General features: G+C 45.6%; 19 protein-coding genes. 11 read left to right on the top strand and 8 right to left on the bottom strand.

The features are described from left to right. Nucleotides 1-217: 217 nt before the first annotated feature. The 3 genes from QT994_RS00480 to psbN form a co-directional block, all read right to left on the bottom strand. Complete coding sequence (locus QT994_RS00480) at nt 218-1129, bottom strand: MBL fold metallo-hydrolase (RefSeq protein ID WP_333048652.1); 912 nt, start codon at nt 1127-1129, stop codon at nt 218-220. Between the two features lies 1 nt (nt 1130). Next, entirely contained in the window at nt 1131-2231 is a 1101-nt protein-coding gene (gene aroC, locus QT994_RS00475) for a chorismate synthase (RefSeq protein WP_190659307.1), read from the bottom strand. Between the two features lie 244 nt (nt 2232-2475). Next, entirely contained in the window at nt 2476-2607 is a 132-nt protein-coding gene (psbN, locus tag QT994_RS00470; protein WP_332958587.1) for a photosystem II reaction center protein PsbN, read from the bottom strand. A gap of 212 nt (nt 2608-2819) precedes the next feature. On the opposite strand from psbN, the gene psbH reads away from it, so the two are divergent. The 4 genes from psbH to QT994_RS00450 all read left to right on the top strand — a co-directional run bounded on the left by psbH (nt 2820) and on the right by QT994_RS00450 (nt 4361). Continuing rightward, nucleotides 2820-3023 (top strand): photosystem II reaction center phosphoprotein PsbH, encoded by a 204-nt coding sequence (gene psbH, locus QT994_RS00465; protein WP_015176007.1) that lies wholly within the window; start codon nt 2820-2822, stop codon nt 3021-3023. A gap of 151 nt (nt 3024-3174) precedes the next feature. Continuing rightward, nucleotides 3175-3435, top strand: a complete 261-nt coding sequence (locus QT994_RS00460; protein ID WP_172189683.1) for a TatA/E family twin arginine-targeting protein translocase — start codon at nt 3175-3177, stop codon at nt 3433-3435. Continuing rightward, entirely contained in the window at nt 3436-4098 is a 663-nt protein-coding gene (gene pth, locus QT994_RS00455; RefSeq protein ID WP_015176009.1) for an aminoacyl-tRNA hydrolase, read from the top strand. Continuing rightward, nucleotides 4095-4361 carry a DUF3146 family protein gene (locus tag QT994_RS00450; RefSeq protein ID WP_006633689.1) on the top strand — a complete coding sequence of 89 codons (267 nt, stop codon included), beginning with the start codon at nt 4095-4097 and terminating at the stop codon, nt 4359-4361. The genes pth and QT994_RS00450 overlap by 4 nt, the downstream gene beginning before the upstream one ends. 81 nt (nt 4362-4442) lie before the next feature. Here the strand turns inward: QT994_RS00450 and QT994_RS00445 are convergent, their stop codons facing one another. Continuing rightward, nucleotides 4443-4820: an S-layer protein gene (locus QT994_RS00445; RefSeq protein ID WP_333170810.1), complete on the bottom strand. Its 378-nt coding sequence runs from the start codon at nt 4818-4820 to the stop codon at nt 4443-4445. Nucleotides 4821-4876: 56 nt separating this feature from the next. Between QT994_RS00445 and QT994_RS00440 the strand changes: the two genes are divergently transcribed. The 3 genes from QT994_RS00440 (at nt 4877) to QT994_RS00430 (ending at nt 7916) form a co-directional block, all read left to right on the top strand. Then, a complete protein-coding gene (locus QT994_RS00440) occupies nt 4877-6676 on the top strand; it encodes a bifunctional serine/threonine-protein kinase/formylglycine-generating enzyme family protein (RefSeq protein ID WP_333170808.1) in 1800 nt (599 codons plus the stop codon). 408 nt (nt 6677-7084) lie between these two features. Continuing rightward, nucleotides 7085-7549, top strand: a complete 465-nt coding sequence (locus QT994_RS00435) for a hypothetical protein (RefSeq protein WP_333170805.1) — start codon at nt 7085-7087, stop codon at nt 7547-7549. Further along, complete coding sequence (locus QT994_RS00430) at nt 7539-7916, top strand: HEPN domain-containing protein (RefSeq protein ID WP_190659296.1); 378 nt, start codon at nt 7539-7541, stop codon at nt 7914-7916. Before QT994_RS00435 ends, QT994_RS00430 begins: the two co-directional genes overlap by 11 nt. Before the next feature lie 118 nt (nt 7917-8034). Here QT994_RS00430 and QT994_RS00425 read toward each other — a convergent pair whose 3' ends face one another. After that, nucleotides 8035-8865, bottom strand: a complete 831-nt coding sequence (locus QT994_RS00425; protein WP_333170803.1) for a CPBP family intramembrane glutamic endopeptidase — start codon at nt 8863-8865, stop codon at nt 8035-8037. A gap of 212 nt (nt 8866-9077) precedes the next feature. Between QT994_RS00425 and QT994_RS00420 the strand changes: the two genes are divergently transcribed. After that, the gene (locus QT994_RS00420; protein WP_333170800.1) at nt 9078-10547 is read left to right on the top strand and encodes a GTP-binding protein; all 1470 of its coding nucleotides are present in this window, start codon (nt 9078-9080) and stop codon (nt 10545-10547) included. 356 nt (nt 10548-10903) lie between these two features. On the opposite strand, the gene QT994_RS00415 is transcribed toward QT994_RS00420, so the two are convergent. Next, nucleotides 10904-12112: an argininosuccinate synthase gene (locus QT994_RS00415; RefSeq protein WP_333170796.1), complete on the bottom strand. Its 1209-nt coding sequence runs from the start codon at nt 12110-12112 to the stop codon at nt 10904-10906. Nucleotides 12113-12425: 313 nt separating this feature from the next. Between QT994_RS00415 and QT994_RS00410 the strand changes: the two genes are divergently transcribed. The 3 genes from QT994_RS00410 (at nt 12426) to argZ (ending at nt 19192) form a co-directional block, all read left to right on the top strand. Beyond that, the gene (locus QT994_RS00410) at nt 12426-13364 is read left to right on the top strand and encodes a glycosyltransferase (protein WP_333170794.1); all 939 of its coding nucleotides are present in this window, start codon (nt 12426-12428) and stop codon (nt 13362-13364) included. A gap of 571 nt (nt 13365-13935) precedes the next feature. Then, nucleotides 13936-16698 carry a PAS domain-containing protein gene (locus tag QT994_RS00405; protein WP_333170791.1) on the top strand — a complete coding sequence of 921 codons (2763 nt, stop codon included), beginning with the start codon at nt 13936-13938 and terminating at the stop codon, nt 16696-16698. Between the two features lie 379 nt (nt 16699-17077). Beyond that, nucleotides 17078-19192: a bifunctional arginine dihydrolase/ornithine cyclodeaminase gene (argZ, locus tag QT994_RS00400; RefSeq protein ID WP_333170788.1), complete on the top strand. Its 2115-nt coding sequence runs from the start codon at nt 17078-17080 to the stop codon at nt 19190-19192. Between the two features lie 509 nt (nt 19193-19701). On the opposite strand, the gene QT994_RS00395 is transcribed toward argZ, so the two are convergent. Next, a complete protein-coding gene (locus tag QT994_RS00395; RefSeq protein WP_333170785.1) occupies nt 19702-20847 on the bottom strand; it encodes a citrate synthase in 1146 nt (381 codons plus the stop codon). Between the two features lie 234 nt (nt 20848-21081). Further along, nucleotides 21082-21576, bottom strand: a complete 495-nt coding sequence (sixA, locus tag QT994_RS00390) for a phosphohistidine phosphatase SixA (protein WP_333170782.1) — start codon at nt 21574-21576, stop codon at nt 21082-21084. Nucleotides 21577-21630: the final 54 nt, after the last annotated feature.

Here is a 21630-nt window from a genome sequence, read left to right as displayed (position 1 = left end):
TCTTACGTCTTGGCGTCTTGCGGACGCGGTTGAAGAATAAAAAAAACCTTAAATACTCTGCCTAAAAACTTAACAAGCAAGAATTATACCATGCAGTTAAGAGTTTGCCACAAATAAAAAAAATTGTGGATCTGGTCTCGCGCCCAGATCCACATATTCACATAACAATTATGGTTCGATCGGTTGATGGTTCGATCGATCTCACCTAGGCGAATGTTCAGAAGCCGATCGGCAAAATAAGACCCTCGCGGGCCATGACAGCCTTCGGAAAAGCAATTTGCACATCTTCGGCGATGCGATCGAGAAAATCGTCAGTATGAGCCGGATCATGGTGAAAAATCACCACTCGTTTCACCCGCGCCTCCTTAGCCATTCTCACTGCTTCCTGCCAAGTCGAGTGTCCCCAACCCACCTTCGGAGACTTGGGGTTGTGATATTCCTCGTCTGTGTACATCGCATCGTAAATCAGTACATCAGCGTCGAGGGCTAAATTGTAGACATTCTCATCTAGCCGATCGGGAAAATGTTCAGTATCCGAACAGTAAACAACTGATCGTCCCTGCCAAGTCACCCGATATCCCATAGCAGTATTCGGGTGATTCAGAGAACCCGTCCTAATCTCAATATCGTCCAGCATCATCGTCTGGTTGTGATTGAGTTCATAGAAATTCAAATCTGCCTGCAAACCCATCAGCGGCACCGGCGAATTCGAGTGCAACACCCGTTCGACGAAGTGCCTTTTCATGCAATCTCCATCCGGCGGAGTCGCCCCGTAAATATCAAAGCTATTGCCGCGGATGAAAGCTGGGGCGAACAGCGGGAAACCTTGAATGTGATCCCAGTGATAGTGAGTAAAAAACATATAAGCTTGCACGGGCATTTCTTGCACCAACTGGTCTCCCAGCATCCGCAAGCCTGTTCCGCCGTCAAAAATCAAGCGTTTGCCAGCGACTCGCATTTCCAAACAAGAAGTATTGCCGCCGTAGCGAACAGTTTCCTGTCCGGGTGTCGGAACACTGCCCCGCACGCCCCAAAACTGTACTACAAAATCATCTATACCTTTTATTGATTCGGAGGGTTGAGGGCAATCAAGGGGAGTTGCCGCTACAGAGGACAAGCTGATTTCCATTTTAAAATTCAGGCTTTAAGGTTCCACATTGTCCGTGATGGCGCAGCAGATGGTCGCACAACACTAAAGCTACCATCGCTTCCACCATTGGCACAGCTCTTGGCAAAACGCAAGGGTCGTGCCGTCCCTTGGCAGCCAGCAGCGTTTCTTCGCCCTCTCGGGTAACTGTACGCTGCTGCTGGCGAATTGTCGCAGTTGGCTTGAATGCCGCCCGCAAAATGATATTTTCGCCGTTAGCAATCCCACCCTGAATTCCGCCAGAGCGATTTGTCACTGTACGAATTACACCCTTATCATCAGTATAGTATTCATCATTATGTTCGCTGCCCTTGAGCAGAGTCCCGGCAAACCCCGAACCAATTTCAAAACCTTTGCTGGCGGGCAAAGACATGATGGCTTTGGCCAAGTCGGCTTCGAGTTTGTCGAATACGGGCATTCCCAAACCTTTGGGTACGTTGCGGGCGACGCATTCGACGACACCGCCGATCGAATCTCCACTGTCGCGAACTTTTTCGATCAGTTCAATCATTCTTTCGGCACATTCGGCATCTGGACAGCGGACGATGTTGCTTTCTACTTGTTCTAAGGTAACAGTGTCCGGGTCGGCGACACATTCTAAGTCTTTGATGCGTTTGACGTAGCCGACTATTTCGACTCCTGCTGCTTGTTTGAGAATTTTTTTAGCGATCGCCCCTGCTGCTACTCTACCTATTGTCTCCCTCGCGGACGATCGACCTCCGCCTTGCCAGTTACGAATTCCGTACTTAGCATCGTAGGTAGCATCAGCGTGGGAAGGGCGGTAAGTTGTCGCCATTTCGCCGTAATCTTGGGGGCGAGTGTCTTGATTGCGGACTAAAATTGCGATCGGCGTTCCCAAAGTTTTGCCTTCAAACACCCCCGACAGAATTTCGCAGGTATCTGCTTCTTTGCGGGGCGTGGTAATTTTGCTTTGGCCGGGGCGGCGGCGATCGAGTTCGGCTTGAATTTCCGATGCGTCGATCGAGACCAGGGGCGGGCAACCGTCAATTACTACTCCGACACCGCCGCCGTGAGATTCCCCAAATGTCGATATCCGAAATAAATGCCCAAATGTGTTCCCCATGATGCTTTAGCCTGACACCTAATAATTTTTAGCTTAAATGGAATAGAGATTTACTGTATTTCTGAAAAATATACCATTGACGAGTAGGCGACAGGCGATCGCCCCGCAGCATCACTCCCTTCCCACCCCTAGAAGAATATCTACCAGGGAGAGAGGGAGAGACAGAGAATAGGAGATATCTGGAAACACACTTAAATTTATCCGTGTATCCGTGTCCGAATCCGTGTTGTGTCTTCCTTCTTCTTTAGTCTTCGTGTTCTTCAAAAGGATCTCTCAATTCCTTAGAGGGAGGGCCGAAAGCGGTGTAGATCGAGAAACCGGTGATTGCCACCAGACACATACCGAGAGAAATGCCGAGAACTGCTGCAGGTTCCATATTTTTGATCGATTATGAGTGATCCACTCTATAATATTACAAAAAATAACAATCCGTCTGAAAGTCTAGTGATTTTAGGCGCTCTACGGTATGGCAGCCAACCCCCATTCCCCGTTGTCCGAGTCCCGTTCCCGCATTTCTGAGAAATTGCGATCGCAATTAGCGGTAGAAATATGTCAAACTTTTCTGTAGAGATTCATTGCAGGTGACTTATGGCACAACGGACTTGGTTAGGAGATATACTCAAACCCCTTAACTCAGAATACGGCAAGGTAGCCCCCGGCTGGGGAACCACGCTATTGATGAGCGTGTTCATTGGACTGTTTTTCGTGTTCTTGTTGATTATTTTGCAAATCTACAACTCTTCTCTGATTCTGGAGAGTGTGGATATGGATTGGTCGAGCCTAGGCCGCTAAAAATTGATCACAAAACAGTAAGGCTAAAAGTAAAAATTGAGGGTAGAGGAGAAAGGGCAAAAGTTAAGTTGCCCCATTTTCCCTTACCCTTTCAAGTTGCTCGCTCCCTGATTAAACAGTAACTAATTAAATAGATTGCAGGAGAAAAACCATGAATATTTTTGGCATTGGTTTGCCGGAAATGGCAGTTATTTTTACGATCGCCCTATTGGTATTTGGCCCGAAAAAATTACCCGAAATCGGCCGGAGTATGGGGAAGGCAATTCGGGGATTTCAAGATGCTTCGCGGGATTTTGAGTCGGAGTTCACGCGGGAAGCCAAGCAGTTAGAAGAAGCAGTAGCAACTAGCAGCAAACCGGAAACTGAAAAACTCGCGGCGGCTACTCCCAAGGAAGATAGCACAGACAGTTAAATGAATAACACTCAGAAGTCGGAAACACCAGCGGAGTTAGTGATTCCCCAGCTAATAGTTGGGTTGGGAAATCCCGAACCTAAATACGATCGCACCCGACACAACATAGGCTTTAATGCTGTCGATGCCTTGGCTAAATCTTGGCAGATTTCCCTGTCGGAAAATCGCAAATTTCAAGGCATATTTGGCGAGGGAAATCGGCCGCGGGGACAGAAAATCCGCTTGCTCAAACCGCTTACTTACATGAATCTGTCGGGTCAAGCGATTCGGGCGGCGACGGATTGGTACAAAATACCTGCGGAGTCGGTATTAATAGTATACGATGATATGGATTTGCCGATCGGGAAATTGAGAATGCGGCTTGCCGGTTCAGCCGGCGGACACAACGGCATGAAATCGACAATTTCTCATTTGGGCACAGACAAATTTCCCCGCTTGCGGATTGGCATTGGAAAACCTCAAAACGATGCTGCTAAAAATGAGAAAGATACGATTTCCTTCGTGTTAGGAAAGTTTTCCTCAGAGGAAAGTCAGTTAGTAGAGAAAGTGCTTAAACTGGTTGTAGAAGCTGTGGAACTAAGTCTGCACCAAGGAGTAGAAAAAGCCATGAGCCTTTACAATAGTCGCACAATTGCAGAAACAAACGCGGAAACAAAAAGGTGAGTTCGAGACGTTTGCCTGAAACAACTGCATATGTCCGGGTTACTGGCCAATCTTGGCAAAAAGGCACGATTGAGGGTGAAGTGACTGCCGGCAATTTTGAGTGGCAGTTTCAGTGGCGTTTCACGTCAGAAAAAACACTGATACTTGAGCCTTCTCAGGGTAGGGCATTGATTCAGGAACCGCTGCACCGTTTTCTGGAAAAATGGGATTATCAATTAGAACCAGGTGGGGATTATTCGTTTACGGTTCGGGCTCAGTTTTAAAATATTGGTAATGGGAAATGTGGCAAAGGTAATCGGGAATAAAAACTTCCTCTAGTAGGATATCCCGCTTCCAGTAATTCTTTAATTAATCACGGGAAATGGCTGTAATGGGAAATTGGGAAAGGGCGATCGGGAAGGCAAACTTTCTCTAGTAGGAGGTCCCGATTCCAGTGATTCTTTAATTAAATCAGGGTTCATCCCTTCTCGGTAAGCCCCGCAATAATACATCGTCAAAACAGCTTTGTAAGCCCAGTGATTGGAAGGTACATCGGTAAAAGGATTTGGCAGGGTTTCAGCCTGATTCTTCACGCAAGCATTGAGAATTTGTTCTCGCGCTGGCTGCACTTGAACTAAAGAGTTATTTTGCTTTATTTGTGCAGGATTTTGCGCTTGTACGGGAAATGAACAACAAGGACTAACTAGCAGTATAATTGTGGAAACGATTCTGAGTTTAAGCATCTAATTTTCTCTTGTGCGACAATATATCCTAACTTCCACTGCATTCCCTGAAAACTATGCTGGGTCGTACCCTCCGCAATCATTATCAAATTATCAAATTCTTGGGGAAAGGCGGTTTTGGCCACACCTACCTTGCCAAAGATTTAGACTTACCCGGACATCCCCAGTGCGTTGTCAAACATCTTAAACCGCAAAACGCTGACCCCGCCCTTTTGCTGATTGCCAGACGCTTATTCGAGGCAGAAGCACAAACTCTGTATAAATTGGGTAAGCTACACGACCAAATCCCCAAGCTTTCCGCCCACTTTGAGGAAAATGGGGAATTTTATTTGGTGCAAGATTTTATCGCCGGACATGACCTTACGAAAGAACTGATTCCCGGTAAAAAATTAAGCGAATCATATACTATTACATTATTGCACAATATCTTAGAAATTTTAGCAATTGTTCATTGGCAAAATGTGATTCATCGCGATCTTAAACCTGATAATTTAATGCGTCGCCAAGATGGTAAAATTGTCTTGATTGACTTTGGCGCTGTCAAGGAAATTAGCACAATAGTTGTGAATGCTCAAAAGCAAACTAGCTTAACTATTGCAATTGGTACTCCTGGTTATATGCCGAGCGAACAAGCGAAGGGCAAACCTAGATTTGCCAGTGATATTCATGCAGTGGGGATGATTGGAATTCAAGCATTGACTGGTGAACATCCTTTTAACTTACGAGAAGATACGCAGACAGGAGAGGTAATTTGGCGAAATCAGGCTCAAGTGAGTAATAATTTAGCTAATGTTTTAGATAAAATGGTGCGCGACAATTTCAGTCAGCGTTATCAAAATGCAGATGAAGCATTCCAGGCAATTTTATCTTTGTTGTCGCCTCTCCCACCGCCACCACCACCACCGACACCGACACCGACACCAACACCACCGACAAGGCGAGGTTTTTTACAATTAGTCGGTTTTGCGGGAGTAGGACTTGTCGGTGCAGTTGTGACTAAAAGTTTGCTGAATAACTCCTCAAATCTCCTAAAAACAGTTCAATTTAAAACGGTGACAGTGAATTCAAAGGGGCAAATTACCAAGCGCAGCCAAAGTCAAGCACAGGTTTTTACAGAAACTATCGCCAATGGCATTACTTTAGAGATGATGGCAATTCCTGGGGGCAGTTTCGTCATGGGTTCCCCCAATACCGAAGCAGGACGAAGTGGCACTGAAGGGCCGCAGCGTACTGTTAATCTCGCCCCTTTTTTTATGGGAAAATATGAAGTCACTCAAGAACAATGGGAAGCAGTGATGGGAAATAACCCTTCTTATTTCAAAGGCGCGAAACGGCCTGTAGAATATGTTACATGGAATGATGCTGTGCAGTTCTGTCAGAAACTTTCTCAAAAAACAGGGAAGAATTATCGCTTACCTTCCGAAGCAGAATGGGAATATGCTTGTCGCGCCGGAACTACAACACCGTTCTATTTTGGTGAAACCATTACCCCAGATTTAGTTAATTATGTCGGCAAGTATCCCTATGGTGCTGCATCCCAGGGACTTTTCCGCGCCCAAACAACGGATGTAGGGAGTTTTCCGCCGAATGCCTTTGGTTTATACGATATGCACGGAAATGTTTGGGAATGGTGCAGCGATCGCTTTCATTCTAACTACAATGGCGCACCAACAGACGGAACTTCTTGGGAAACAGGTACAGATGATAACCGAGTGCGGCGTGGAGGTTCGTGTTTCAACGAAGCGGTCTATTGCCGTGCTGCCTACCGCTACGTCTCTCAGCGCCTCTTGAACGGGTTCTGGGGTTTTCGTGTTGCGGTAGCTGTGGCTGTCCCTTCCTCCCCGTCTTCTCTGTGAGGATTCTTCTCTACCCTTTTGCCCTTTTTCCCTTTACTCTTCTTCTCTTTTCACTTAGGTTGTCGCCTCTGGCGACTCGATTTATTTTTGGCACTCCTGGATGCACTCCCGACAAAGAAACCGGGTTTTTTATTCTTTCTGTAAAGTACAGCGAAGGATTATCGTCAAAAAACCCGGTTTCTGGCCACCTGTGCGTAAGTCTTGTTTGCGAAAATCACTGTCATTGTGTCAATGCTTTCTGTAGAGACAAGTCTGCTGAAATAGTCTGGTTTATTTACGGAGGAGTTGATGCTGATTTAGGATGGGTTCCAGCGTAGTAAACTATTTTTTTTTTAGATTCACCGCCGAACAGATTATAATTAGAAATATTGATTTTTCTCACGAATAGTCGCATAGGAGATTTACAAAATGAATAACCTATTAGAAGAAACTTTTGCCACAGTCTCTCAACTACCCGAAGCAGAACAAAATGCCATAGCATCCTTAATTTTAGACAAGATATCAGCACCAAGAGTCGCCCCTTTCCTCATTTCCCAATCAGACATCGAAACCCTAGAAAAATCATACATTTTCCGAGACAAGACAGAAGTTATTGAATTTATTAACCAATATCCGTTTTTACTTCCCGTTGTGCTAGAAGCACCCGTTCACATTAGCAATTATTTTCCCGAACAAAAACTATTACTTCAAGTCATCAATGACCCGGAAATTCCTAACTATGTTCATCTGGTTCTATCAATCATTTTGACAGACCTCGATCCCGATGAAGCAATGGATAGAGAAGACGAATTGCGTAAAAATTGGTCTAGGGGATTATCCCATGAAATTCGGGAGCATTTTTATACGATTTTGGAATATACTGATGAGTTTTGATTGGTCGCAATACCTAAATTTAGCAAAAGAACTTGCGGGTCAAGCAACTATTCCTGCTGAACAGGAGGCGCGATTGAGGGATGCTATCAGTCGTTCCTATTATGCTGCTTTTATCTTAGCGCGGAACTATTTGCGAGATAAACAAGGTCATTCCCTGCCAAAAACTAGCGATATTCACCGCTATGTTTGGCAAGAATTTGATATTAATCCTGACTCAAGATATCAATTAATCGCCGATAATTTAGCAGTGTTGCGCCGATATCGAAATCAAGCAGACTATGACGATAATTTTCCCTTATTATCTGCGATTGCTACTATTGCGATCAAGCGTTCTCAAGAAATAATTTATAACCTGAATAATCTCTAAATATCAATTTAATCTGATAATGCCTTTGCTAAAACAGCAGTAGTTGTAGGGTGTGTCGCCTGCGATAAATTCCTAACTAAATACTAACAATCTCATAGCGACGCACCTGATGGATATATTACAAACCTTTGGACTGTTGGGACATTTTTCGCATTCCTAAGGCCAAGACACTCAAAAACAACAGCCCGATCGCCCCAGCTAGCGGATTGCCGTTAACTCCTGTCACCCACTCGGGAACAGATGCCGAATATCGCACTAACTGCCCGATGTTAATCGTGTAATATCCCCAGACTAAACCTGCATGAAGCCCGATCGACAAACCGAGGCGATTTCGGCGCGATCTTTTTCCCCAAACCAGAATCAAACCCAGCAACAACAACCCCGGAAACTGCGGCCAACTCCCCAGCATTGCCGCGACAGGTTTGATAAAATGAGATAGGGCAAACACCAGGCTATTCGCCCACAGAGATATTTTATAATTGTAATCCCGCTGCAACTCGTCCAGCAACCAACCACGGAATACCAACTCCTCGGCAAAACCGACTCCAAGGGCGCTTAATAGCCCTTCTGCAATGATTCTAAGCAAATTATCAGAATTTTGCCACGCGACTAAGCCGAACAGCCCTTGCACCGCAAATAAGCTGAAAGTGAGCAAAAGCCCGATCGCCAATCCAATTAAAAGCTCAAAACCGTTTTTTCGCGTATTGATTAAACCGTAACTTTTGAGTAATTTGGTTTGTCCGTAAACCTGTTTTCCCCAGCGCGGCACTAGGAACAGAAACTCGGTAAACAACAATCCCATTGTCACAATAGTTGCTAGGTTACTATCTTTAACTAAGAGATAAATTGGTGCTGCTAACGGCAGCCAAATTGCTAGCAAGATTAATAGGAAAATTATTACACGTAAAGGAAATGGATAAGTGGCTATTATTTGGAGGCGGTTAATCATTGTTGTAAATTAAACAGGTTTTACATGATATCTGTAGGGAGACAGCAATGCTGTGTCCTTACCAGGATTAGGACACAGCAATGCTGTGTCCCTACCCGGATTCTAAACACGCCATTGCCGTAGCCCTAATGTACAAAGCAGACGGAAAAAGCTAGAATGGCATCATATCGGTTGAAACTTTAAGTGAAGCAAAGCTATAACATCAGGTAACAATGACTGAAGCCTCGGATTTTTCAAATGTCGATCGCGAATTAGATGACACAATTTTAAGCTTCGCAGACATTCAGGCAGAACTCAACCTGCGCCACGCTAAAGATGCTCTGCGAGATATAGTAGAAAATCTCGACTTGACAGTTCAAGAGCGAACTGGACTGGAACCGGAAATTGGCGGGTTGGAGAAAATGCTCGACAAGCTAGAGCGCGCTTGCGTGCAAATAGCTGTGTTTGGAATGGTGGGAAGGGGAAAATCTTCGGTTTTGAACGCGCTGCTAGGTCAAAATGTGTTTGAAACTGGCCCGACTCACGGGGTGACTCGCACCACGACTATTGGCCAGTGGGATGTCGGAGAGGGAGTGGATGAGAATTTGCCCGATGGCTTACGCCCCGCTACGCTACGACTTTCGCCAGTTATTTACCGTTTGTCGCAAGTAGAATTAATCGACACTCCGGGAATAGATGAAGTTGACGGCGAAACTCGCGAACTTTTAGCCCGCCGCGTTGCTAAACAAGCAGATTTGATTTTGTTTGTAGTTGCTGGCGACATTACAAAGGTGGAATACGCAGCACTTTCGCAGTTGCGGGAAGCCGGAAAACCGATGTTATTAGTTTTTAATAAAATTGACCAGTATCCTGATGCAGACAGGCTGGCAATTTATCATAAAATTCGAGACGATCGCGTGAGAGAATTGTTGTCTCCCGATGAAATTGTGATGGCGGCGGCTTCGCCTTTGACGGCGAGGGCGGTGCGCCGTCCCGACGGAAGTATGGGCGTGCAAATGACTCGCAGTTTGCCACAAGTGCAAGATTTAAAATTAAAGATTTTGGAGATTTTAGACCGAGAAGGCAAATCTTTGGTCGCGCTGAATACGATGCTCTGTGCAGGGGATATTAACGAGCAGTTGGTGCAGCGAAAAATGGAGATTCGAGATGAGGCGGCTAATCGAATTATCTGGAACGCCGTAATGACTAAAGCTGTGGCGATCGCACTTAATCCAATTACTGTAATTGATATCCTCAGCGGTGCGGTAATTGATGTGGTGATGATATTAACTTTATCTAAAGTTTACGGCATTGCGATGACGGAAGCGGGCGCGGTGGAATTGCTGCAAAAGATTGCGATTAGTATGGGGGGAATTACTGCGGGCGAATTGTTGGCTAATTTTGGTTTGAGCTCGTTGAAAGGATTGCTGGGTTTGGCGACGCCAGCGACGGGGGGTTTGGCTTTAGGGCCTTATTTGTCTGTAGCTGTGACGCAAGCTGCGATCGCGGGAGTTTCTTCCTATGGTATCGGTCAAGTTACTAAGGCTTATTTGGCTAATGGTGCTTCTTGGGGAGATGATGGGCCCAAGGCTGTGGTGAGCAAGATTTTGTCTTCTTTGGATGAGGATTCTATTTTAAATCGGATTAAGGGGGAGTTGCGGGCTAAGTTGGATTTGGGAAGTGTGGAAAAACAGAAATCTTAGCGATCGGCTGTTTTACGTTGACCCAGCAATCCTGGCGCAGCCCTACCGCAATCCGGCAGGGGTTTAAACCCCTACCTCAAAGCTAAATTTGTGTGAAGACCATTTAACCAATTATTAGGATAACAACCTGTTACCAATTACCAATTCTTACTGTATCTTACTAACTCATGATTTAGGTAATTGGCAGAGGTTGGGCGATTGCGGCAAATAAGGTGTGCTGTGCACACCCTACTCTAATTCCGCGAACGCGGACTTTGTTTGTGTAGCCGCCCATTCGATTCGGCGGGTTAAGATCGAATTTTTAATCCGAATTCGCTTCGGCGGGTTAAGATCAAGTTTTTAACCCTAATTCGCTCCTATTTATAACCTCTATTTTTCTCCGACCAAATGCGGGTTGGTAGACCCCAAACATAGACAAATCCTTCTGCCGCTTTGTGATCGAATTCGTCCTCTGCGCCGTAGGTTGCTAAGTCGAAACTGTACAGAGAATTGTCAGATTTGCGGCCAACAATTGTCGCATTTCCTTTGAAGAGTTTGAGCCGCACGGTTCCAGTTACTCGCTTTTGCGTGTCCTGAATAAATGCGTCTAAAGCAGTTTTCAAAGGATTGTACCAAAGACCGTTGTAAATCATTTGGCTGTAGGTTTCTTCAATGCCGCGCTTGTACCGAGTCACATCGGCTGTCAACGTCAAACTTTCTAAGTCTCGGTGCGCGTGCATCAAAACTAAAATCGCTGGTGTTTCGTAAATTTCCCGCGATTTAATCCCGACTAGGCGGTTTTCAATCATGTCGATGCGCCCGACTCCGTGATTTCCAACTATTTCGTTGAGTTGGGAAATTAGGGCGACTGGTGATAAATCTTTGCCGTTCAAACTGACAGGATTTCCGCAATTGAAACCGATTTCTAGGTACTCGGGTGTGTCGGGAGTTTGCTCGATCGCCTTTGTCATCAAATACACCTCTTCCGGCGGTTCCGCCCACGGATCTTCGAGGATTCCGGCTTCAATTGCCATTCCCAATAAGTTGCGATCGATACTGTAAGGGGAAGACTTTTTCACGGGGGATGGAATGCCACATTTCTCGCCGTATGCGATCGTTTCCTCGCGGCTCATTTTCCACTCCCGCGCTGGTGCTAAAATCTTAATCTTGGGGTTGAGCGCGCCGATCGACACATCGAACCGTACCTGATCGTTTCCCTTACCTGTGCAACCGTGGGCGATCGCATCTGCACCGTATTTTTCCGCAGCTTCTACTAACAATTTAGCAATCAGCGGGCGAGCTAGCGCCGTCGAAAGGGGATAACGGTTTTCGTAAAGTGCGTTAGCTTGAATCGCTGGAAACGCATAGTCTTTGACAAATTCTTCGGTAGCATCAATAACTAAAGATTCCGAAGCACCGGATGCTAAAGCTTTTTTGCGGATCGGTTCTAATTCGTCTCCCTGTCCCAAATCCGCAGCCAGAGTAATTACCTCTTCCACACCCCACTCGTTTTTGAGGTAAGGAATGCAGACGGAGGTATCGACTCCGCCGGAATATGCTAGCACAACTTTTTTAGCGCGACTCATTGCTATTTACATCCTGAATTTAACTGACATCTTGCACCATTTACTATAATCCCGCTCCGGGGCGGGCTAGAAGAGCCCAACCCACAAGAAAATTTAATTTGTGTGGAACAGGCCAGAAAGGCTGTTTCTGAGAATGGTGCAAGATATCCGATTTAACCGACTTTTCATTATGCACCTAATTGAGATCGATTCTTGTCAGAAATAGTACAGATTTATATATTCTTTTTTTGCTAAACTTGGCTATTTGCCGGGGGAGTTGCTGCGAAAAATCTGCTACCGTGGGATACGGTAACTGTGGCGATGGGGAAAAACCGTGTTTTTTAGTGTTGTGATTCCGACGTATAATCGTAAACCGATTTTGGCAAAATGTCTACTGGCTTTGGAAAATCAGCAGTTCAGTGAGATTGTCAGAGAGTATGAAGTAATTGTCGTGGACGACGGCTCGACGGACGGGACGCTGGAGTGGTTGGTGGCAAATGCTGACTTGTTGCCTCATGTGCGATCGATCGCCCAATGTCACCAAGGCCCCGCCGCTGCCCGGAATTTGGGCGTTGAAGATGCTAAGGGCGATACGATTATTTTTATTGACAGCGATTTGGTGGTAACAGAGCATTTTTTGCAAGCACACGCAGATGCTTTGCTACAGGGTTACAAAGATACGGATGCGGTTTTTACTTACGGCAGTGTGATTAATACTTGCAATTTCGAGAATCCTACTTCGGAACCTTACAAAATAACGGATTTTTCGGCTGCTTATTTTGCTACAGGAAATGTGGCGATCGCGCGCCACTGGCTGCTGGCTGCTGGACTCTTTGACACTCGCTTTCAACTCTACGGATGGGAAGATTTAGAATTGGGTGTCAGGTTGAAAAAATTAGGTTTAAAACTGATTAAATGTCCGGCTGCTGTCGGCTATCACTGGCATCCACCTTTTAGTTTAGAGCAAATTCCGGGCATGATAGACCGAGAAATTCAACGCGGGAGAATGGGAGTTTTGTTTTATCAAAAACACCCAAGTTGGGAAGTGCGGATGATGATTCAAATGACGGTTTTGCACCAAATACTGTGGGGATTTTTATCATTGGGCGGAATACTGAATGAGCGGACAATGACTCCTTTTTTGCAGTGGTTGATTGACCAAGGTAAGCCGCAGTTAGCTTTAGAAATCGCTCGGATTTTTCTGAATTGGTATAACGTGAAAGCCGTGTACGCCGCTTGTGGGGAATTGCAGGCCGAGACAAAGATACCATAAATCAGCCGGAGGGCGCAAATAAAAGATAAGATATTGTAGGAGTGTTTCAGGGCCCATTGGTGTCAACTTAAGCTCAAATGTAGTAACGGTATACTGTTTTACACTTATGCCTAAATTATCCTAGCCTTGCTTAAGAAAGGGGATTTACGGGACTCAAGACTTGGATACAAACCAGAGAAACAAAGGATTTTAGTCTTAAGTTGACACCAGTGGTCAGGGGGTGTTTTAATTGTCATTTCGACTAAGAATATTTGCTTAGAAAACACAATAGCGAGCCACCAGGTAAAAGCAGGCGAAACCCGGTTCTAGACATTGTAAAAATTTTACCTTTAATCAAAGTTGCTTGCTGAGCCTGTGATTTGAGGAATCTCGGCTGTTTTCTTGATGGGCTGCGATAATTAGATTTCCACACATTTTCAAACTATTCTTATTTTTGATATAATTACAGATAATTTAGGAGTGTGGTATCTACCCAAGAGTTGTGCTGGTTTACCTGAGAGTGTTAGCTACAAACGGTTAATAAATTAAAAGTATTACCACATAAAAAATTTGAATAATTTGAGGGTCTGCTGTGAATACAACTGACGAGAAAAATCCAAGCCGAGAAACACTTAGACTTCCAACCACTGCTTTACAAGAAAATATTTTAATGGTGGACGACAATCCAGAAAGCTTGCGACTTTTATCCCGGCTTTTGTCTAAGCGGGGATATAAAGTGCGGCCGACACGAGATGGCAAATTGGCTCTCAACTTTGCTCTATCGAGTCCACCGGATTTAATTTTGCTGGACATCATGATGCCCGGTATGGATGGCTATCAAGTCTGCGAACAGCTAAAAGCGTCTCCGAAAACGAAAGATATTCCTGTGATCTTTATCAGCTCTTTAAATGAAGTTTTTGATAAAGTTAAAGCTTTTTCGCTGGGGGCGGTAGACTACATTACTAAACCGTTTGAAATAGAAGAAGTCGTGGCTCGCGTCGAAAATCAACTGCTGCTCAGTCGGCTTTCTAAGGAACTTTTAGCAAAAAATGCGCTGCTAGAAGCTGAAATAGAAGAACGCAAGCGGATCGAAGAACAACTACGAGAAAGCCAGCACTGGCTGTCGGCAGTAATTAAAACGAATCCTAATCTATTGTACGTTTACGATTTGATAGAAGAGAGAAGTCTCTACGTCAACCGCGAAATTTATAGCGATATTGGCTACACGTTTGAAGAAATACAGGAGATGGCAGCTACATTTATTCCTAAGTTAATACACCCTGACGATATCCCTGCATTCTCAGAACAAAGAAAAAAAATTGAGACAGCAAAAGATGGCGAAAGCTTTGATTTTGAATACCGGATACAGCACAAGAATGGTGAATATCGGTGGTTTTGCAGTCGGGAGAGCGTGTTTGCCAGAACACCGCAGGGCAAACCTTGGAAAATTTTGGGAACTGCTGCTGAAATTAGCGATCGCAAACAAGCAGAACTCGAACTTAAAACAGCTTTAGCTGCTTTGGAACGGCAAATTAAGCAAAGATTTCTCTTAGAAACAATTACTCTCGAAATACGCTACAGCTTAAATCAAGATCAAGTTTTTCAAACAGCAACGGCTCAAATAGGTCGCATTTTTAATGCCGATTGCTGCTTGATTCATACCTACACAGAACACCCTGTTCCACGAATTTTTAATGTCGCTGAGTACAGAAAAGCCGCCTCAAAATCGCTTTTAGATTTAGAAATCCCCGTACAGGGCAATCCTCACGTTCAGTTTTTATTGTCCCAAGAGCAAGCTGTAGTTTCTGACGATGTTTTTTCCGATCCCCTGCTAGAAAACGTCAGAGATTTGTGCTGTCAAATAGGTTTGAAGTCGATGATATCCATCCGCACTTCCTACCAGGGAAAAGCCAACGGAATGATATGCTTGCACCAGTACGATTGCCCGCGTCACTGGACACCAGATGAGATCAGATTATTGAAGGCTGTGGCGGCACAGATGGGAATTGCGATCGCTCAAGCAAATCTTCTCGAACAAGATAAACAACAGCGACTTAAACTTCAACAGAGCGAAGCTAGTCTAGCAGCAGCCCAGAAAATTGCCCATATCGGCAGTTGGGAATTTGATTTAGTCACCAATAAAATTGCTTGGTCAGAAGAAGTATTCCGCATTTTTGGTCTTGACTCAAGTGCAACTGAACCGACATCTGCCCAACTTGTACAAATGTGTCATCCCGACGACAGAGACTTGTTCCAACAAACTGTCACCCTCACTATCTCACAAGGCATTTCCTACAAAAGAGAGTTCCGATTTTTTCATCCTAGCGGTCATATCATATACGTAGAAGGAAGGGGAGAAGCTGTTTTTAACGAAACTGGGGAAGTAATCAAACTGTTGGGAACCGTAATGGATATTAGCGATCGCAAACAAGCAGAAGCAGCTTTGCTTCTTAGCGAACTGCGAGAACGGGAAAAAGCGCAACAATTAGAACAAACTCTGGAATACTTAAAAAATGCTCAATCCCAGCTCATTCAATCCGAAAAAATGTCAAGTATCGGGCAAATGGTAGCGGGAGTTGCCCACGAAATTAATAACCCTGTCAACTTCATCTACGGCAATATTATTCCCGCCGCACAGTATGCTCGCGATTTGCTAAAAGTGATCGATCTCTACCAGCAACACTATCCAGAACCAGTTCCCGAAATAGCTCAAGAATTGGACGAAATCGAGGTAGATTTTATCGCTGAGGATTTTCCGAAAGTCATGGCTTCAATGCAAGAAGGTGCTAACCGAATTAAGCAGATAGTGCTGTCTCTGCGAAACTTTTCGAGACTAGATGAAACAGCTCGCAAAGTAATAGACATTCATGAAGGGATAGAGAGCACTTTGGTGATTTTGCAGCACCGATTGCAGTCACAGCCACAACGTCGGGAAATTGAACTTATTAAAAATTACGGTACACTGCCAAAAGTCGAGTGTTATCCAGCTCAATTAAACCAGGTATTTATGAATTTGTTGTTGAATGCGATCGACGCTGTGGAAGAGTCATCAGCAAGCTGTACTTGCAAAATTAACCAAATTCGCATTGTTACTGAAGTCAGCAGCGAAAATCAAGTGTGTGTGCGGATTTTTGACAACGGGCCCGGTATCCGTCCCGAAGTTCAGTCAAGGATGTTTGACCCATTTTTTACTACCAAACCGATCGGCAGCGGCACTGGTTTGGGGTTATCGATTAGTTACCAAATTGTTAAAGACACCCACGGCGGTAAGCTGGAGTGTCATTCAGAAGTTGGCCGGGGAACAGAATTTGCGATCAAACTGCCGATTTCGCAAAAGTTGAAAGTTAAAAGTTAGGATAAGCTGTTAAATCATGGGCGGTAAATTAACCATAATTCTTGTAGGGGCTGGTTCACCAACCATCTATAAATATAAGCCAGAGAAGAGCCTAAACCCTCCCCTACCGTAAGACTGGGGGCAATTCAACGGAACTCGTATTAATCGTCTATCAGAACCTAATTTTAGAGTGCGTCATAACCTGACATTTTCACCAGTATTTCCTGCGAACGGTCTGTCATTTAGTGTAATCTCATCTTAAAGATGATATAATAAAGAGTTAGCCTTTTGAGGCTCCAGGCGTTGCGCTGTTAAAATTAGTAGTGAATATTACAGTTGCTATTATACAAACTCTGTCAACATACGTCTGCTGTAGCGTCTACCACATTTTAACTGAATTATGACTGACTCAATTCGCTTCCTCATGTGTGCTCCCGACCACTACGATGTGGATTACGTGATTAATCCGTGGATGGAGGGTAACGTACACAAATCATCGCGCGATCGCGCCGTCGAACAGTGGGAAAAACTCTACCACGTCCTCAAAGACAACGCCGTTGTAGACCTCGTACCGCCTGCAAAAGGCTGGCCGGATATGGTTTTCACCGCAAACGCAGGCTTACTTTTAGGCAATACCTTCGTCCTCAGCCGTTTTTATCACAAAGAACGCCAAGGCGAAGAACCCTATTTCAAAGCATGGTTTGAAAGCAAAGGTTTCACCGTGCACGAACTCCCGAAAGACTTGCCGTTTGAGGGCGCGGGCGATGCTTTGCTCGATCGCGAAGGACGCTGGTTGTGGGCCGGATACGGCTTCCGTTCCGAACTCGACTCGCACCCGTTACTAGCAAAATGGCTCAACATTGAAGTGCTTTCGCTGCGTTTAGTAGACGAACGTTTCTATCACCTAGACACCTGTTTTTGTCCCCTAACAGGCGGCTATTTGCTCTACTATCCAGCAGCATTTGACTCGTATTCCAACCGCTTAATTGAAATGCGAGTTGCGCCGGAAAAACGCATTGCCATTGAAGAAGCAGATGCCGCAAATTTTGCCTGCAATGCCGTCAATATTGACAAAGTTGTGGTAATGAACAAGGTTAGCGAAGCCTTGAAAACGCGCATTACTCAGGCTGGTTTTCAAGTAATTGAAACGCCGATGACCGAATTTCTGAAAGCGGGCGGCGCCTGTAAGTGTTTGACGCTGCGGGTAACGGAACCAGTGCAAGAAGATCGATCGGCAAACGTGATGGTAGAAAGCCGCACAATTCGCATGGACGGCCACCTGCTTGATGCTGGTTTAATCAGTCGCGCTTTAGACTTAATTATCGAAAACGGCGGCAGTTTCCAAGTCCTCAATTTCAATTTAGGAGAGCAGCGGCAAAGCACATCCAGTGCGGACGTTAAAGTTTCGGCTCCTTCCCACGATGTGATGGAAGAAATCATGGGACTGCTGATTGATTTGGGTGCCGTCCCCCCGCCGCAAGAGATTTGCGACGCTATTTTAGAACCGGTAGTGCAAGATGGCGTCGGCCCGGACGACTTTTATGTGAGTACGATTTATCCCACCGAAGTGCGGGTAAATAACCAGTGGGTGAAGGTACAAAATCAGCGGATGGATGGAGCAGTAGCTATTACAGAAACGGCAGAAGGCCCAGTGGCTAAATGCAAATTATTGCGCGATTTAAAAGTAGGAGAAAAAGTCGTTGTTGATGTGGTCGGCATCCGCACCATCCGCAAAACAGAATCGCGGGAACAGCGCAATTCTCAAGAATTTAGCTTTATGTCCGGCAGCGTTTCTAGCGAGCGCCGCGTAGAATTGGTGGTGGAACAAGTAGCCTGGGAATTGCGCCAAATTCGCGATCGCGGTGGCAAAGTTGTAGTTACCGCAGGGCCTGTTGTCATTCACACTGGGGGTGGCGAACATTTAGCGCATTTGATTCGCGAAGGTTACGTGCAAGCCTTGTTGGGCGGAAATGCGATCGCGGTTCACGACATGGAACAATCCAATATGGGAACCTCTTTAGGGGTTGACATGAAACGCGGTGTTGCTGTGCGCGGCGGACACCGGCATCACTTGAAAATAATTAATACTGTGCGGCGTTACGGGAGTATTGCAAAAGCTGTTGAAGCCGGGCTGGTTACTAACGGTGTGATGTACGAGTGCGTGAAGCACAATATACCCTTTTCGCTTGCCGGTTCGATCCGCGATGACGGGCCACTTCCTGACACGCAAATGGATTTAGTTAAAGCTCAAGAAGAATATACTGAGCTGTTACGGGGTGCGGATATGGTGTTAATGCTGTCGTCTATGCTGCACTCAATTGGTGTGGGAAATATGACACCGGCTGGGGTGAAGATGGTGTGTGTGGACATTAATCCGGCGGTGGTGACGAAATTGAGCGATCGAGGTTCGATCGAATCTACTGGAGTTGTTACCGATGTGGGATTGTTCTTAAGTTTGTTGGTGAATCAATTGGATAAATTGACCAGCCGCCATCATGTAGCTCAATCTGTTTAGATTTAGCTAGTCTACTCGTTACCAGGCTCTTCCTGGTAACGCAGATGCGGAGGCTCTGCCTCCAATTTTACTTATTTGGTGAATTCACCCGTAATATCATTTCCGGTTACACTCAATACATGATGTTCACTGTTGACCCTTCGACTATGCTCAGGGCGACGCTGTTGACTGTTGACGCAGTGAACAGTGAACAGTCAACCGTCAACAATGAACTCTAATTTACTATTCCGATGCTAACGGATTTGATATAAATCGGCTGCAACTTTAATATTCCAATAAAAAGCCTCAGACCCGCAAGCCTGAGGACCGGAGTTCCTGAAAATCGTCACTTCTTACTATTGTCGCCAACAAACAGCACAATATACAAGAGGGGTGCAACCCAGCACAGCAGCTTTTGGCAGACAGAGATTGCTTCCTGACTCGAAACGCGAAAGCAATTTTTAATTCACCACTTCACGAAAGCAAAAAATTCTTCTCGCCATTTTCAGATCGGGGTTGATAATTTTGCTTTAGGATGGGCGTCTGTCCTCGATTGGAATATAAGGAGCACCGTGAGTCCCCGTATATATTTGAGTCGGACGGTAAATGCGGTTTGCCTCTAGCTGTTCCTTCCAGTGGGCCAACCAGCCAGCAACGCGGGCGATCGCAAAAACTGGCGTAAACAAGTCGAGCGGAATTCCCATTTTTCGATAAACCAAACCAGAATAGAAATCTACATTTGCATAAATTCCTTTGTGACCCAATTTCTCCTCAACCACTTCTTCTAACTTGACAGCAATGTCGTAATAATCATCGTGACCGAAGTTCTCAAACAACTGTTCGGCTAACCCTTGGAGAATAGTTGCTCTCGGATCTTTCACCTTGTAAACTCGGTGACCGAAGCCCATAATTTTGTCCTTATTTGCAACGCTCTTCTCGACAAAAGCCCGCACATTTTCTACCGAACCAATTTGCTCCAACATATCAATCACTTCTTCATTAGCTCCCCCGTGCAGCGGCCCCGCCAAAGTGCCAACTGCTGAAGCAATCACTCCGTAAGGGTCTGTCAGCGTCGAAGCTGTTACCATTGCCGAAAATGTAGAGGCATTAATTGTATGTTCAGCGTGCAGAGTCAGACAAGTATCAAAAATGCTAGCTAACAGCGGATCGGGTTCTTGCTCGTTGAGCATATAAAGAAAGTTAGCGGAGTAGTCCAAGTCATCCCTCGGCCGCACCGGGTCATTTCCGCGTCGCATTTGCTGGAACGCTGCTACCATTGTGGGAATCTTAGCTAGCAGCCGCACTACAGCTTCTCGAATGTATGCTGGGTTAGCCAGAGCTCTGCGCGAGTAGAACAAGCCCAAGGCGGCCGCTGAAGCTTGCAGGGCGTCCATTGGATGTCCTCTTTCTGGAAAGCATTTCATCATGTCCCGGATGCGATATTTGATCCGGCGGTGATAGCGAATTTCATGCTCGAAAGCTTCGAGTTCTTCCTTTGTCGGAAGTACCCCCCAGATTAATAAATATGAAGTTTCGAGAAAGGAGCTTTTCAGTGCCAGTTCCTCGATGCTAATCCCGCGATATTCCAGCAACCCTTTTTGTCCATCGACGTAGCTAATGCTGGACAAGGTGGCGGGAACACCTTCTAAACCTGGTTTGAATTCGCCGACGACCATTGCGATACCGTTTTGTGTGAGTTCAATACTACTAAAAGTACATTACCAGAAACCAAGATAGTGTCACAGTCTTGACAAATAATCCTTTAATTTGGGTTCAGAAACTGGGTTTTGGAACAGACAGCCCGATCGCGCCGCTGCGTATTTTCGCCCCTTTTTCCCGGTGTCGGCGTCCGAGAATGCGGGTTTAAGAGGGCTGCCGCGTCCTGTTAATGTCGGGGCGGTTCGCTGTTTCTAGCACAGCAAAAACTTGGGCGGAGTTAGCCAAAACATTTGGCTGCGGCCCACTGGGGAGCCTGTTTCCGGGAGGATTAAGCCGATGATACCTGCTTTTTTGAGAATGAGGGCATCTTGCGATCGAGCCCAAACCAAAGTTTCTGCCCAATGGCCTAAGTCTGGTTGGTGGCCCACCAGCGCCAAGCTGCCGCTACCTATTTCCTGCCACTGTTTGTACCACTCCAGCCAGTTCCCGATGTCTCCTGAAGGTGCGAGGGCGGCGGATTCTTCTATTTTGGAACTCAAACCGACGGTTTGCAGGATTTGCGCGGTTTGCTGGGCTCGCAGTAGGGGACTGGTGAGAATCAGGTCAAACTGAATTTCGAGTTCGTACAGTCGCTGGGCGATTTTCCTGGTTTTACGATCGCCCTCTTTAGTCAGCGGGCGTTCTGAGTCTGTATCGTATTCTTCGGGCGCGGCTGCGATACCGTGACGGATCAGGTAAATAAGCATATATCAATACTTCCAGGCATTTTATCCCGTTTTTCTAGGAGCGGTCTAGGATAT

The organism is Microcoleus sp. S13_B4 (assembly GCF_036700885.1).
Taxonomy (GTDB): domain Bacteria; phylum Cyanobacteriota; class Cyanobacteriia; order Cyanobacteriales; family Microcoleaceae; genus Microcoleus.
The sequence above is the reverse complement of the archived record's forward strand: the minus strand, read 5'-3'. Positions and strand labels throughout refer to the sequence as shown.

Excerpts from the sequence above, each read along its gene's own strand:
- QT994_RS00480 (WP_333048652.1), bottom strand. The coding sequence starts at position 1,129 with ATGGAAATCAGCTTGTCCTCTGTAGCGGCAACTCCCCTTGATTGCCCT.
- aroC (WP_190659307.1), bottom strand. The coding sequence starts at position 2,231 with ATGGGGAACACATTTGGGCATTTATTTCGGATATCGACATTTGGGGAA.
- psbN (WP_332958587.1), bottom strand. The coding sequence starts at position 2,607 with ATGGAACCTGCAGCAGTTCTCGGCATTTCTCTCGGTATGTGTCTGGTG.
- psbH (WP_015176007.1), top strand. The coding sequence starts at position 2,820 with ATGGCACAACGGACTTGGTTAGGAGATATACTCAAACCCCTTAACTCA.
- QT994_RS00460 (WP_172189683.1), top strand. The coding sequence starts at position 3,175 with ATGAATATTTTTGGCATTGGTTTGCCGGAAATGGCAGTTATTTTTACG.
- pth (WP_015176009.1), top strand. The coding sequence starts at position 3,436 with ATGAATAACACTCAGAAGTCGGAAACACCAGCGGAGTTAGTGATTCCC.
- QT994_RS00445 (WP_333170810.1), bottom strand. The coding sequence starts at position 4,820 with ATGCTTAAACTCAGAATCGTTTCCACAATTATACTGCTAGTTAGTCCT.
- QT994_RS00440 (WP_333170808.1), top strand. The coding sequence starts at position 4,877 with ATGCTGGGTCGTACCCTCCGCAATCATTATCAAATTATCAAATTCTTG.
- QT994_RS00435 (WP_333170805.1), top strand. The coding sequence starts at position 7,085 with ATGAATAACCTATTAGAAGAAACTTTTGCCACAGTCTCTCAACTACCC.
- QT994_RS00430 (WP_190659296.1), top strand. The coding sequence starts at position 7,539 with ATGAGTTTTGATTGGTCGCAATACCTAAATTTAGCAAAAGAACTTGCG.
- QT994_RS00425 (WP_333170803.1), bottom strand. The coding sequence starts at position 8,865 with ATGATTAACCGCCTCCAAATAATAGCCACTTATCCATTTCCTTTACGT.
- QT994_RS00420 (WP_333170800.1), top strand. The coding sequence starts at position 9,078 with ATGACTGAAGCCTCGGATTTTTCAAATGTCGATCGCGAATTAGATGAC.
- QT994_RS00415 (WP_333170796.1), bottom strand. The coding sequence starts at position 12,112 with ATGAGTCGCGCTAAAAAAGTTGTGCTAGCATATTCCGGCGGAGTCGAT.
- argZ (WP_333170788.1), top strand. The coding sequence starts at position 17,078 with ATGACTGACTCAATTCGCTTCCTCATGTGTGCTCCCGACCACTACGAT.
- QT994_RS00395 (WP_333170785.1), bottom strand. The coding sequence starts at position 20,847 with ATGGTCGTCGGCGAATTCAAACCAGGTTTAGAAGGTGTTCCCGCCACC.
- sixA (WP_333170782.1), bottom strand. The coding sequence starts at position 21,576 with ATGCTTATTTACCTGATCCGTCACGGTATCGCAGCCGCGCCCGAAGAA.